Here is a 14,495-nt window from a genome sequence, read left to right on the forward strand (position 1 = left end):
GTGAATCCCTAGAAATAGGGAATTAATTGGAAACAGCGACCATAATAAACTTAGTAATATTCTTTCTATTAATTGCTTTAACTACAGTATTCGTAGGTTCGGAATTCGCATTAGTAAAAGTTCGTTCAACTCGAATTGAACAATTAGCTGAAGAAGGTAACGGCGGAGCTAAAATCGTTAAGAGAATGATTGCCAATCTAGACTATTACTTATCAGCTTGTCAGTTAGGTATCACAGTAACATCTTTAGGATTAGGTTGGTTAGGTGAACCTACCTTTGAAAAGTTATTACATCCTATCTTTGACTTGTTACATTTACCTGCAGCTTTAACGACAACTATCTCATTTGTGATTTCTTTCATCGTAGTGACATATTTACACGTAGTATTAGGTGAATTAGCGCCTAAATCACTTGCTATTCAACATACTGAAAAGCTAGCGCTCGCTTATGCACGACCATTATATTATTTCGGTAATATTATGAAACCATTAATTTGGTTAATGAATGGTTCAGCACGTGTAATTATTAGAGTACTAGGCGTTGATCCTGATGCTCAAACTGATGCCATGTCAGAAGAAGAAATTAAAATTATCATTAATAATAGTTATAACGGTGGGGAAATTAACCAAACAGAACTTAACTATATGCAAAATATCTTCTCATTTGATGAAAGACATGCTAAAGACATCATGGTTCCACGTACGCAAATGGTAACGCTAAACGAACCATTTAACGTTGACGAATTACTCGACACAATTAAAGAACACCAATTTACACGTTATCCAATTACTGAAGATGGCGATAAAGACCATATTAAAGGGTTTATTAATGTTAAAGAATTTTTAACTGAATATGCTTCAGGTATACCGATAAAAGTTGGTAACTATATACATGAATTACCAATGATTTCTGAAACAACACGTATTAGTGATGCATTAGTCAGAATGCAACGCGAACACGTTCACATCAGTTTAATTATTGACGAGTATGGTGGTACTGCCGGCATACTAACAATGGAAGATATTTTAGAAGAAATCGTTGGTGAAATTCGTGACGAATTTGACGATGACGAAGTCAATGACATCGTTAAACTAGACGAAGATACGTACCAAATTAACGGACGTGTTTTATTAGATGACTTAAATGAACAATTTGGAATCGAATTTGAAGATTCTGAAGACATTGATACAATTGGTGGTTGGTTACAAGCACACAATACAAACTTACAAGTAGAAGACCATATTGATACTCAATATGATCGTTGGATTGTATCTGAAATGGATAATCATCAATTAGTTTGGGTTGTTCTTAAACATCAATTTATCGAAACAAGACCGACATTTATTGATGAAGATGAAGAAGACGATAATGATAATAAACATAAAAATGACTCGAATGAATAACATTAAGGGCACTTGGGTACTTTAACCTCAGTGCCTTTGTTTTTGTACATATAAATAAAGTTTGCAGTAGAACTAACTTGTAATAAGGAGAGAGAAACATGGTAAACGATACTCAAATTTTAAATAATGGCTACCCTATGCCTAATATTGGGCTAGGTGTATATAAAATCACAGATGAAGAAATGGAAACCACCGTCCAAACTGCTCTAGAAGCGGGTTATCGTGCTTTTGACACGGCTTACTTTTATGGTAATGAGCAAGCGTTAGGCAAAGCTTTGAGAAATAGTGACACACCTCGTGAAGATTTATTTATCACATCTAAGTTATGGAATGACTTTCAAGGGTATAACAATACTCTAGCTTATTTTAATGCTTCACTTGAACGTTTAGGCCTCGACTATATCGATTTGTATTTAATCCACTGGCCTTGGTGAGAAAGATGATTTATATATTGAGTCATATAAAGCATTAGAACAGCTTTACCATGAAGGCAAAGTTAAAGCAATTGGTGTATGTAATTTTAAAGAGCATCATTTAGAAAAATTAATGGATGCTACAGACATCGTTCCTCAAGTTAATCAAATTGAAGTCCATCCCTACTTCAATCAACAAGAGATGCAAGACTATTGCGATAAACATGACATTGTAGTTACCGCTTGGATGCCCTTGATGCGTAATCGAGGCTTGTTAGATAATCCAGTGATTACAAAGTTAACCGAACGCTATGAAAAAACACCAGCTCAAATCGTGTTACGTTGGCACCTTGCACACAATCGCATTGTGATTCCTAAATCTAAAACGCCGTCTCGCATTCGTGAAAATTTCGATATCTTAGATTTTAATTTAGAGTTAACAGAAATAGCCGAAATTGATAGTTTAAATCGTAATGCTCGTCAAGGTAAGGACCCAGATAAAGTGAATATTGGGGATTTGAAATAATTGCTGTCAGTGAGTGTAAGGTAGAGTGAATAATTAAAAAATATTGTGGTATATTTATTTAGTAAATATTAATTATTTGTTAATTCTATAGTTTTAAGTAGAATAGTTATTAAATTTATTGATAAAATAATAGTAAGAATGTAGAAAAGGATGTAATTGAATGAAAATCAGAGTCATTGTGCCTTGTTTTAACGAAGGTGAAGTTGTAAGGAAGACTTACGACAAATTGACTGAAATTTTAATGAAAGATAGCAAAGTTAAGGGTTACGACTATGACCTCTTATTTGTGGATGATGGTAGTAAAGATAATACAATTGAACATATCCAAAGTTTAGCTACTGTCGACCAACATGTAAAATATATTTCTTTCAGTCGAAATTTCGGAAAAGAATCAGCAATGATTGCTGGTTTTCAACATAGTGTCGCTTGCGATGCTGTGGTGATGATAGACGGAGATTTACAACATCCACCCGAGTTTATTCCTCAAATGATTGACGAATATCAACAAGGCTATGATCAAGTCATCGCAAAACGTGATCGTACGGGCGAGAATTTTGCGCGAAAAACGATGACTAAATTATATTACAAATTAATTAACAGCTTTGTAGAAGATATTAAATTTGTCGATGGTGTAGGCGATTTTAGACTATTGAGTCAACGTGCCGTTAAGGCGATGGCATCATTAAAAGAGTATAATCGTTTTTCTAAAGGGCTATTTGAGTGGATTGGTTATAATACGAAAATATTTACTTATAAAAATGTGGAACGTGAAGCAGGGCAATCTAAATGGACGTTTACTAAATTATTAAACTACGGGATTGATGGATTAATTTCATTTAATAATAAACCACTGCGTGCCATGATTTATCTTGGGATGTTTATCTTTAGTTTAAGTATTATATATATTCTTTATTTATTGATAGGTATCATGGTAAATGGTATTAATAACCCAGGTTATTTCACTACTATAGCAGCAGTGTTATTATTAGGTGGCATTCAATTAATGTCTATCGGCGTCGTAGGAGAATACATTGGTCGTATTTATTATGAAGTGAAAGAACGTCCTAAGTATATCGTACAAGCTTCGAACTTAGAAGAACCTAAACACGATCTTAAAATAGTAGAACAAGAAAATGAAAAATTTATTAATTAATTGTTGAGAAGTTTAGGGACATAAATCCTAAAAAACAGGAGTAAAGGTGATTCGATTAGGAATCATCTTTACTCCTGTTTTTATCAACACTATGTATTGTTTGGCTGCGCGTTCTTACTGTAATGCAAGCTTTGCTACCTTATTTTAGGCATACTGAACTAATTAATAAGGGTTCGTATACAAAGTTTAATATGATTCAACTCATAGTATCAATTATCTATAGTCAATATTACTAAAATAAGAGTATGACATCGTTAGGATTCTGACGTCATACTCTTATTTAATATGGTATTTGCGATGGATGTTCTTTGGTTTTAATTGCCATACGATGTATATGCTAAACAAGAAATAAATTGTTAAAAAAACATACCAAAATGGCGTTAAAATAGTTAAAAGAACAATAGAAATAATAATAATTAGATGTCCTATAATAATAGGATGCTTGATTTTTCTCATTAATTTAAAATTCTCAAGTTCATTATTAGTGAAGGTACCTAAAAATATAATGCTAGCCCCTAAAATAAAGATAGAAGGAGTAAGATAAGGGATAGACATATAGACGGATTGATCACTAAAACCAAAAGTAATAAACAAGGAACAACTAATAATAATCGCGAAAATAATGGCGATTGATTTATATTCTGAAATGATAAATGAATAGTTTTTAATATTTAAATAGTATTGAAGTCCTAACCAACATATGAAAAACGCGATTGAAGACATAGTTATAAAATCAAATTTCTCTATTACTATAATGTTAATAATAGCATTAATTGTAATAGCGATTAGTACGGAGCTAAACTTAAGTTGCTTGAAACGCTGTCGATATAGGTCAAACCCGAGAATGCCTAGTACAACGGCAATATTTATTAATACATATATAATCATGCTGTACTCCTATCACACTTAGTTCATTAGAATATTATAGCAATTAAAACAAACTTAATCATTTCAAAACACTTAACAAATATTTTTCTACTATACTATACAGTTAAACTCCTTTTTTATTACTCCATAATAAAGTGTGTAATTGAGGTAGCACATATACATGATTCATATCGCTACTTTGCATCACTGTATCTACCAATGATTCATATCGAGCCAATAATTTTTCAGTATGATTAGCCACGCTATCATCTAAGTAAGGATTCCCAACCTGTAAGTAAAAAGGTAGGTGAGGGTAACGATGATGGATCATTTTAGCAAATTCATAATCTTCGTCATTAAAAATTACAACTTTTAAATTAAGCGAATCTTGAACACATTGTTCTATAACGGAATCTAATATTTCTAAGTTAGGTTTCATATTAGAACTTGGTGGTTTAGGACTTATTGTTAAGTCATTGATTTGAGTCATCCAAGGTTGGAATTTACTTCCTTGCGTTTCTAGCGCAGTATAGATATTCTTTTCCTCAAATAAGTCTACTAAATCTTGAATCCCTTTGATTAATGCGGGATTACCTCCTGAAATCGTAACGTGATCGAATTGGTCGCCACCCACTTCACGTAATTGATGATAAATGTCTTCAGCAGTCATGAGTTGAATCTCGTCTTTCGCGCTGCCATCCCATGTGAAAGCAGAGTCACACCAGCTACATCTATAGTCACAGCCTGCCGTTCTAACAAACATAGTTTTACGTCCAATGACACGCCCTTCACCTTGAATGGTAGGACCAAATATTTCGAGTACTGGAATTTTAGGCGCCATTATTTAAACTCCTTAGGACGATACACGACGTAACTAGTAGGCGTTTCTCGTAAATAAACTTGAACACATTGAGGTTGGTTATCGTAAGTTTCTAGATGAGATTGGACAAGTTCATAGATGGTTTGCGCAACGATTTCAGTTGAAGGACTTTTACCTTTGAAATGAGGAAGGTCATTTAATAGATAGTGGTCGAATTGATCATGAATTAATTTTTTTAATTCACTAAAATTAATCAAGAAACCGTTGTGATCAAGTGTATCTCCTGCAATCGTTAAATTTACAAAGTAAGTGTGACCATGCGTACGCATACATTTGCCTGCATCTTCACTTGGAATATAGTGAGCAGCTGAAAAATTAAAGTCTTTATTTAATTCGAAAATATAAGGATGGCTTACGGATGGATAAATTTGTTGCATCATTTTAATTCGCTCCTTTAGATTCTAAATAATTCTCAAGGCCACGTTGGCGTAACTTACAAGCAGGGCATTCTCCACAACCATCACCAATAACGCCGTTGTAACATGTTAATGTATTATGACGAATATAATCTAATACGCCTAATTCATCACTTAGTTCCCAAGTTTGCGCTTTGTCTAGCCACATCAGTGGGGTATGAATCACAAAGTCTTTATCCATAGATAGACTGAGTGTGACATTCATAGATTTAATGAAACTATCACGACAATCTGGATAACCTGAAAAATCTGTTTCACACACGCCGGTAATAATATGTTTTGCATTAAGTTGATATGCTAAAGCTCCGGCAAATGATAAGAAAAGTAAGTTGCGTGCAGGTACGAAAGTGTTTGGAATACCGTCGTCGCCCGTTTCAATATCCATATCATGTTGTGTTAAAGCATTTGGTGTTAATTGTGATAATAATGACATATCTAAAACATGATGTTTTAAATTCTGCTCTTTAGCGATTTTAGTCGCAACTTCAATTTCTGTATCATGACGTTGTCCATAATTAAACGTTACAAGTTCTACTTCTTTAAAATGTTTTTTAGCGTAAAATAAACATGTTGTGCTATCTTGTCCACCACTAAATACTACGAGTGCTTTATCCTTATTTAAGGCACTATTTGTCATTGTTATTCTCCTTTTGAAAAAGGTTGATTTATAGAACTATGCCGATATTTAACCTAGCTGTTATCAAAATAAAAAAGCCTATCTCTATAAAAAAGATAGACTTGGAAATATTGTAATAAGTTGTACTATAGATGTACGACGTCAATGTTTTACAAATTTCAATAGTTGTCTAGTTTTTTATAGAGGGTTTCAGCTAGGAACCTCTTTCGATTAATTTTTGTACGTCTGTTAGAGTAATACAATAACCCTATAAAATCAAGTATTATATCAAGGGTTTGAAAAGGTAAACCCTTACATTTTCAAATTAATAATTATTATAATATTGTTAGAGAAGATGTAATTAAATGAGATTTGGAGCGTCCTAGAATGATTATAGTTATAGATAATAAAGATTCGTTTACATATAATTTAATAGATTACATAAAAACCGAGACGACACAGCCAGTTCAAGTCTTTGATGTAGATGGTATTACTATTAAAGAGTTGAATGGGCTAGATATTGATGCCATTGTTATTTCACCGGGGCCTGGTAAGCCGAGTGATTATCCGATATTAAGTGAGATTATGAGTGAGTATGCTACGAAAGTTCCTATTTTAGGGGTATGTCTAGGCTTCCAACTTATATATGAATATTATGGCGGTAAGATTATTCATGGTAAGAAGCCAGTTCACGGTCATACGACTCCTTTAATACATAATGAAATGGGAATCTTTAAAAATTTACCGCAAAGCTTTGAAGTTATGCGTTACCATTCTCTAATGGCAGACAGTAAGAGCTTGCCAACCTCGTTACTTGTAACGGCACGTAACACTGAAGATATTATTATGGCAGTTGAACATGAAAGCCTTCCTATTTACGGTGTGCAGTATCATCCCGAATCGATATTGAGTGAATATGGACACGAACAATTAAGACATTTTTTAACGAAAGTGGGGCAAGTAAATGAATATCACGTTTAATTATCGATATTATACGACGCCTGAAGACTATCAAACGTATCACTTCACATTTAATAACTATTATGCAAAATCTGTAGCATATTCCCTTGAACAAGTGGGAGATGTCGTTCTTTTTGCGCAAAAAGAACAAGAAAAGGGGCGTTACGTAGCGTTGTATCTGACTTATGAAGCGGCACAATATTTTAATGAAGATATGCAAATACATAATGATCATAACAGTTTAATTGCAGTAGCCTATAGCTTTGAGAAACATATGGCTTCCACTCCTAATAAAAAACATGTAACGGATTATGTACCACAACATCATTTTAAGTTTCAAGAAAGTGATGCACAAATGATTGAGAAAATAAAAAAAGTACAAGCGGCAATTGTAGAAGGGGAAACATATCAGGTCAATTATACGACGCGTTTAGAAAGTGATATCCATTATCCAATATCAGTACTCTACGATTATTTAACTCAAACGAATAATGGCGGATATACCGCGTTATTAGACACCGAGGAAGTGAATGTTGCTTCCGTGTCACCTGAACTCTTCTTCCAAAAAGGGGACTTTGATAACAAAGCGAACGTTATTGTAAGCAAACCAATGAAAGGAACGATGCCACGAAGTAATGATGTTCAAGAAGATGTCGAGAATTATAAAGCATTACAGCACTCTTTAAAAGATCTTGCTGAAAATGTTATGATAGTAGATTTGTTGCGTAACGATATTTCAAGAATTTCTCATAGTGGTACGGTAAAAGTCTATAAACCGTTCTTTATCGAAACATATAAAACGGTTTATCAAATGACGAGCATGGTTACCGGTCAATTACCGGCAGCAACGTCATTGAATAACATCTTACAAGCGCTATTTCCGTGTGGTTCTATTACCGGGGCGCCTAAGCTAAATACTATGTCTTATATAAAACAACTTGAAATCGGACCTCGGCATATATATTGTGGCACTATTGGACTTTTACTGCCTGACCAGAAGATGATTTTTAACATTCCGATTCGCACATTGGAGTATCGCGATAATAAAGTGTTTTATGGCGTAGGCGCTGGTATCACTATTGATTCAATTCCTGAAAATGAAGTCCAAGAATTTCGCGATAAAACAAAGATATTGGAGATGCTATAAATGGAATTATTTGAAACAATGCGTCTTGATCATGGAGTGATACCAAGATTTGAATATCATACGAAACGCCTACAACGTTCATCTCAACGTTTAGGGTATTCATTTTCAAAAGAACAATGGGTTCAATACGTGGAACAACTCAAGCATCATTACAGCGATGAAATATATCGATTAAAAGTCATATTAGATGACAATGGAAATTTCACGCATGTTATAAAGCCATTACCTGAAAAAACAAACTTTACGGCTAAATTAAAGCTTATGGATACAACGTGCCCACAATCATTTATTATAAATAAAACGAGTGAACGTCAGCACTTAGAACATAATCACGTTACAGATTTAGTGTTGTTGTACAATAATGAAGGGAAAATCCTCGAATTTGATATTGGAAATATTATGATTGAGGAACAAGGTCATTATTATACGCCAAGTTATCAACACGATTTCTTACTTGGATGTATGCGTGAAAGCCTTATAGAACAAGGTAAATTAGAAATCAAAGACTATAGTAAAGATGAATTAATTGAGAAGCTGAAGAAGGGCGAGATACAAGTTTATCTTTTAAATAGTTTACGAGAGGTTGCCGATGTAGCTATTTATCTTTAAAATATAGTTGGAAGAATAGGAGGTTGGGGCACTATTTATCGATTTCCCCAAAACACAATATTTTGGTGTCTCAGCCTCATATAAAACAAACAACTAACGGAGCGGGTTATGGCGATACTATGGCTAATTATTATCATTATAGTGAATTATTTAGGTAAGCGCCTAGCAAAAGGATGCTTGAAGAAAGATAAGCTTGTAAAAGCACGTATTATTACGACGATGATTGTACTTATTCAATGTGTATTAGTATATGTCTTAATAAGCTCAACAATGCTGTATGTTGTTGATTTTTTAAATATATTTTATCATCACTAAACAGTTAAAGTTTGTAGATGCATTAAAATAAAGGAATTTATGAGGTGGCGTTATGAAGATTTATAGCCAAGGAGACAAAGCAATCATTATTTCGATGGAAAAAGATGTTTCGAAAAATGTCACAAGAGATTTAATTGCTTTACGTTCTCACTTATTAAACAAAGATTTACCATTTATTACTGAAATTGTGCCAACTGAATCAGATATGATGATTACCTATAATGCGAGAGACATGATTAAACATCATCATATTACGTCACCTTTTCAATATATGAAGGATTTAATCCATTCAATGTATCAAGAATTACGTAACCAAGATGTAGTTGAAGAAGATAGTACGACTTATGATATTCCAATCGTCTATGGTGATGAATTTGGACCTGATTTAGAGCAACTTCTAGACTACTATCAACTAACGAAAGAAGCATTTATTCAATTACATTCGGAAACGTCTTATTTTGTCTCTATGATGGGCTATTTACCAGGCTTTCCATATTTAACTGGTATGAATGACAAGCTTTACGTTAATCATACGTGCGACGAGAAGAAGTTAGTTCCTGCTGGGTCGGTAATTATCGAAGGGAAAAAGTGTGGTATCGTAACAACTGATACATATAATGATTGGTTAGTTATAGGTTATACGCCTTTAAAACTATTTTCACCTGAAAAAGAAAAATTCAACTTATTAAAATTAGGGGATAGTGTTAATTTTAAACCTCAAGAGCGAAAAGATATTGAACTAGGAGATTATAAATCATGACTATCATAATAGAAAGAGCAGGATTATTTAGTAGCTTTCAAGATTTCGGACGTCATGGGTATGCCTACACTGGAGTGATTCCTTGCGGCGCGTTAGATACGTTAGGTCACGAAATCGCTAATCGACTGGTAGCGAATGATAAAAATGAAGCCACACTCGAAATGACCCATATTATGGCTAAAATTCGATTTACTGAACCAACGTTAATCGCACTAACGGGAAGTAATTTTAAAGCTTCTACTCAAAATATGAAAATCAAGCCATATAAATTATACTTAGTAGGAGAAGGAGATGTTTTATCTTTCAAAGAAACAAATAAAACGTCTCGTGTTTATCTTGCTGTAGGCGGGGGTTTCAAATTAGACACTTGGCTCGATTCCACTTCAACCGATTTAAAAGTTGGAATTGGTGGTTTTCATGGACGTAAATTAAATAATGGTGATGTAGTTGAAATGAAACGGGATTATACAGAACGTCATCATAAATTGTTTAAGAACTTGGCAGATAAACATACCACTGATTGGGGAATTGATGGCTACGCGCTATCATTCAATTATATTTCAGATGTCTTTCATGTTATAGAGAACAAAGGTACTGAAGATTTTGATGAGGAAACGAAAGCTCATTTTATAAGAGGCGATTATAAGGTAACTAATAAATCTAATCGCGTGGGCATGTTATTAGATGGTGAAAAAATTAAAGCTTATTACGAAGATATGCCAGCCCATCAGCCCGTAAAAAAAGGAACAATTCAAGTTAAGCGTGATGGCACACCTATTGTGCTATTAAATGATCATTATACTATTGGAAGCTACCCGCAGATTGGCACTATAGCAAGTTACCATTTAACTAAGTTGGCGCAAAAGCCTCAAGGTTCTCGCTTAAAGTTTCAATTCATTGATATTGAAACTGCTGAAAAGAATTTAGTTAAATTTAGTAACTGGACGAATCAATTATTTCATGGAATTGAATTCAGAATGCAATTAGAAATGATGAAATAGTTGAATATCACGAAGAACATTGAATAAGTTGAATAATTATAAATGTCTAGCGTGGGACTATAGTCTGATTAAATTGTAGTTGTAACAAGATATAATATATTAATCAAACTATAAAGTTTAAAGGACTTATCATGAAGTTAAAAAAGTAATTATCGAGTTATAGGCAGTGCTTTTTCTTGATAAATGAGTAAAAATACTATATATTTATATATTGAACTATGAGAAATTATTACAGTAACATTACAAATTTAATTATTTCTTAATAATTAATTAGTAATTGAAAAGAATAGTATTCAATCTATCATACATAAGATAGCACTAGCACTAGTTTATTGATTAAATCAAGCAATTGTTCAAGAATGATAGTTCATCCTATGTTTATGTATGTAATTACTTCTCGAGCAAATTTTAATATAAAAATAAAAAAATTATTAGTTAGTACTTGCATAACGGTCATATTTGAGTAAGTGTTCAAGTCTATAAAGTCTTTAACATTTCTTCAAAGTTGAATAACTATAAACGGAGGAAACATACATGAGTTTACACAAAAAGAAAATAAGTCTTTTTGCGTTCTTCTTATTAACTGTTATCACAGTTACACTTAAGACGTATTTTTCATACTATGTTGATTTTTCTTTGGGTGTTAAAGGACTAGTTCAAAACTTAATCCTACTGATGAATCCATATAGTTTAATTGCACTTATTTTAAGTGTATTCCTATTTTTCAAAGGTAAAAAAGCATATTGGTTTATCTTTATTGGGGGATTTTTACTTACCTTTTTACTATATGCGAATGTAGTTTATTTTAGATTTTTCTCAGACTTTTTAACATTTAGTACGCTTAATCAAGCGAGCAACGTTGAATCAATGGGAGGCGCTTTAGGGGCATCTTTCAAATGGTATGACTTTGTTTATTTCTTAGATACTATCGTTTATCTATTTATTTTAATTTTCAAAAGTAGCTGGTTAGACAAACGTGTATTTAGTAAAAAGTTTGTGCCAGTCGTAATGGCGGCATCTGTAGCTTTATTCTTCTTGAATTTAGCATTTGCTGAAACAGATCGTCCTGAATTATTAACACGTACATTTGACCATAAATACTTAGTTAAATACTTAGGACCATACAATTTCACAGTTTATGATGGCGTTAAAACCATTCAAAATAATCAACAGAAAGCATTAGCTTCAGAAGATGATTTAACTAAAGTATTAAATTATACAAAACAGAAAAACACGACACCTAACCCAGAATATTATGGTGCAGGTAAGAAGAAAAATATCATCAAAATACATTTAGAAAGTTTCCAAACTTTCTTAATTAATAAAAAAGTAAATGGTAAAGAAGTTACACCTTTCTTAAATAAGTTATCAACTGGTAATGAAGAGTTTAGATACTATCCAAACTTCTTCCACCAAACTGGACAAGGTAAAACATCTGATGCCGAATTTACAATGGATAACAGTCTTTATGGTTTACCACAAGGCTCTGCTTACTCATTAAAAGGTGACAATACGTATCAATCACTACCTGCCATCTTAGATCAAAAACAGGGTTACACATCTAATGTGATGCATGGTGACTATAAAACATTCTGGAATCGTGACCAAATTTACAAACAATTTGGTATTGATAAATTCTATGATGCGACTTACTACGACATGTCAGACGACAATATCGTTAACTTAGGTTTAAAAGATAAACCATTCTTTAAAGCATCTGCTGATTATCAATCTAAGATGAAAGAACCATTCTATTCACACATGATTACATTAACTAACCATTATCCATTCACATTAGACGCGAAAGATGCGGATATTGATAAACCAAATACTGGTGATTCAACAGTGGACGGATATATTCAAACTGCACATTATCTAGACCAAGCATTGGAAGAATATGTGACTGATCTTAAGAAAAAAGGTCTATATGATGACTCAGTTATTATGATTTACGGTGACCATTATGGTATTTCTGAAAACCATAATAATGCAATGGAAAAATTATTAGGTGAAAAGATTACTCCAGCTAAATTTATGGACTTAAACCGTACTGGTTTCTGGCTAAAAATTCCTGGTAAAGAAGGTACTGTAGATAAAACGTATGCTGGCCAAATGGACGTCATGCCAACAATTTTACATTTAGCAGGTATTGACTCTAAAAATTACTTAATGTTTGGTACAGACATGTTATCTAAAGATCATAACGATGTTGTCCCATTCCGTAATGGTGATTTCATTACGAAAGGATACAAATACGTTAATGGTAAGGCATATTCTAATAAAACAAATGAATTATTAGAAACACCACCAAAAGATCTTGAAAAGAATAAAAAACAGGTGGAAAAAGATTTAGAAATGAGTGACAACGTTCTAAACGGTGACTTATTCAGATTCTACAATAATCCTGATTTCAAAAAAGTAAATCCATCTAAATATGAATATAAAACTGGCCCTAACGGTAACCAAAAATAGAATAACGAAATAAAAAGAAACTCCCTTCAAAGTAGACATTGAAAGATGAAAACTTTGAAGGGAGATTTTTATTTTAGAATTTTAAAAATTGATTTATTGAAATTGAAATATGATTAACTCAATTTTCTAGTTTAGCCTAGTGCTACATCTAAAATCATCATAATAGTAAAACCGAGCATTAAACTTAAAGTGGCTAAATCTGTATTGTCCCCTGATTGTGAATCGGGTATAAGCTCTTCGACGACAACGAATATCATAGCGCCAGCTGCAAATGCTAAAGCATAAGGCAAGACGGGTGTGATAAATATAATTAATGCCGCACCGATTGTCGCAAAGATAGGCTCGACAATGGCTGAAGCTTGGCCATAGTTAAAGGCTTTCCAACGAGAAGCGCCGGCAGCTCGAATTGGCATAGATAATGCTGCGCCTTCAGGAATATTTTGTATACCAATACCTATAGCTAAACCTAAGGCACCTAGAAATGTCGCCTGATCATTTCCAGTTGCGATACCACCGAATGCTACACCAATAGATAAACCTTCTGGAATATTGTGTAACGTGATAGCTAAAACGAGTAGAGTATTTTTATTCAAGGACGTTTTAACGCCTTCTCGATACTGACTCTTATCACCAATTTTTTGGTGAATATGTGGAATGACTGAATCAAGTACACGAATAAAGATACCGCCGAATAAAAAGCCAATAGCAGTGGGTAACCAAGCAGGAAGTGAGCCATCTTTACTATATTCAAGAGAGGGTTGTAATAAAGACCAGAAACTGGCAGCAATCATAATACCTGCAGCAAAGCCTTGCATAGAAGTTAAAATCTTTTCATTTACAGATTTAAATACAAACACGCCTGCCGCACCTAAAGCAGTTAAAAGCCAGGTAATTATGCCGGCAATTAGTGCCTGTAAATAAGGGGGTAAATGTTCAAAAAAGTCTATCATATCTCTA

General features: G+C 33.3%; 14 protein-coding genes, 1 pseudogene and 1 riboswitch. Of the genes and pseudogenes, 10 read left to right on the forward strand and 5 right to left on the reverse strand.

The genetic code is table 11. The annotated features are described in order from the left end of the window. Nucleotides 1-26 precede the first annotated feature (26 nt). The 3 genes and pseudogenes from HS848_RS00910 to HS848_RS00920 all read left to right on the forward strand — a co-directional run bounded on the left by HS848_RS00910 (nt 27) and on the right by HS848_RS00920 (nt 3,495). Nucleotides 27-1,403, forward strand: coding sequence for a hemolysin family protein (locus tag HS848_RS00910; protein ID WP_107507785.1), 1,377 nt, complete (start codon nt 27-29; stop codon nt 1,401-1,403). A gap of 98 nt (nt 1,404-1,501) precedes the next feature. Then, nucleotides 1,502-2,342, forward strand: a pseudogene (locus tag HS848_RS00915) (aldo/keto reductase). Between the two features lie 160 nt (nt 2,343-2,502). Next, complete coding sequence (locus HS848_RS00920; RefSeq protein WP_198610937.1) at nt 2,503-3,495, forward strand: glycosyltransferase family 2 protein; 993 nt, start codon at nt 2,503-2,505, stop codon at nt 3,493-3,495. A 276-nt stretch (nt 3,496-3,771) separates the two neighbouring features. On the opposite strand, the gene HS848_RS00925 is transcribed toward HS848_RS00920, so the two are convergent. The 4 genes from HS848_RS00925 to queC form a co-directional block, all read right to left on the reverse strand. Beyond that, nucleotides 3,772-4,383 carry a hypothetical protein gene (locus HS848_RS00925; protein ID WP_198610938.1) on the reverse strand — a complete coding sequence of 204 codons (612 nt, stop codon included), beginning with the start codon at nt 4,381-4,383 and terminating at the stop codon, nt 3,772-3,774. 103 nt (nt 4,384-4,486) lie between these two features. After that, the gene (queE, locus tag HS848_RS00930) at nt 4,487-5,203 is read right to left on the reverse strand and encodes a 7-carboxy-7-deazaguanine synthase QueE (protein ID WP_198610939.1); all 717 of its coding nucleotides are present in this window, start codon (nt 5,201-5,203) and stop codon (nt 4,487-4,489) included. Next, nucleotides 5,203-5,622: a 6-carboxytetrahydropterin synthase QueD gene (gene queD / locus HS848_RS00935; RefSeq protein ID WP_107507780.1), complete on the reverse strand. Its 420-nt coding sequence runs from the start codon at nt 5,620-5,622 to the stop codon at nt 5,203-5,205. Before queD ends, queE begins: the two co-directional genes overlap by 1 nt. Before the next feature lies 1 nt (nt 5,623). Continuing rightward, the gene (gene queC / locus HS848_RS00940; RefSeq protein WP_107507779.1) at nt 5,624-6,295 is read right to left on the reverse strand and encodes a 7-cyano-7-deazaguanine synthase QueC; all 672 of its coding nucleotides are present in this window, start codon (nt 6,293-6,295) and stop codon (nt 5,624-5,626) included. Between the two features lie 163 nt (nt 6,296-6,458). Then, a riboswitch (PreQ1 riboswitch) is annotated at nt 6,459-6,505 on the reverse strand. A gap of 156 nt (nt 6,506-6,661) precedes the next feature. On the opposite strand from queC, the gene HS848_RS00945 reads away from it, so the two are divergent. The 7 genes from HS848_RS00945 to ltaS all read left to right on the forward strand — a co-directional run bounded on the left by HS848_RS00945 (nt 6,662) and on the right by ltaS (nt 13,538). After that, the gene (locus tag HS848_RS00945) at nt 6,662-7,255 is read left to right on the forward strand and encodes an anthranilate synthase component II (RefSeq protein ID WP_198610940.1); all 594 of its coding nucleotides are present in this window, start codon (nt 6,662-6,664) and stop codon (nt 7,253-7,255) included. Next, on the forward strand, nt 7,239-8,381 hold the full coding sequence (locus HS848_RS00950) for a chorismate-binding protein (RefSeq protein WP_198610941.1): 1,143 nt from the start codon (nt 7,239-7,241) through the stop codon (nt 8,379-8,381). Before HS848_RS00945 ends, HS848_RS00950 begins: the two co-directional genes overlap by 17 nt. Further along, a complete protein-coding gene (locus HS848_RS00955) occupies nt 8,382-8,990 on the forward strand; it encodes an aminotransferase class IV (protein WP_198610942.1) in 609 nt (202 codons plus the stop codon). A gap of 108 nt (nt 8,991-9,098) precedes the next feature. Continuing rightward, a complete protein-coding gene (locus HS848_RS00960; protein ID WP_198610943.1) occupies nt 9,099-9,305 on the forward strand; it encodes a hypothetical protein in 207 nt (68 codons plus the stop codon). A gap of 52 nt (nt 9,306-9,357) precedes the next feature. After that, nucleotides 9,358-10,065, forward strand: a complete 708-nt coding sequence (locus HS848_RS00965; protein ID WP_107507774.1) for a 5-oxoprolinase subunit B family protein — start codon at nt 9,358-9,360, stop codon at nt 10,063-10,065. Next, nucleotides 10,062-11,066, forward strand: coding sequence for a 5-oxoprolinase subunit C family protein (locus tag HS848_RS00970; RefSeq protein WP_198610944.1), 1,005 nt, complete (start codon nt 10,062-10,064; stop codon nt 11,064-11,066). The genes HS848_RS00965 and HS848_RS00970 overlap by 4 nt, the downstream gene beginning before the upstream one ends. Before the next feature lie 534 nt (nt 11,067-11,600). Next, complete coding sequence (ltaS, locus tag HS848_RS00975) at nt 11,601-13,538, forward strand: polyglycerol-phosphate lipoteichoic acid synthase LtaS (RefSeq protein WP_107507772.1); 1,938 nt, start codon at nt 11,601-11,603, stop codon at nt 13,536-13,538. 131 nt (nt 13,539-13,669) lie between these two features. On the opposite strand, the gene HS848_RS00980 is transcribed toward ltaS, so the two are convergent. Continuing rightward, entirely contained in the window at nt 13,670-14,488 is an 819-nt protein-coding gene (locus HS848_RS00980) for a ZIP family metal transporter (RefSeq protein ID WP_198610945.1), read from the reverse strand. Between the last annotated feature and the right edge of the window lie 7 nt (nt 14,489-14,495).

Source organism: Staphylococcus caledonicus, from assembly GCF_016238465.1.
Lineage (GTDB): Bacteria > Bacillota > Bacilli > Staphylococcales > Staphylococcaceae > Staphylococcus > Staphylococcus caledonicus.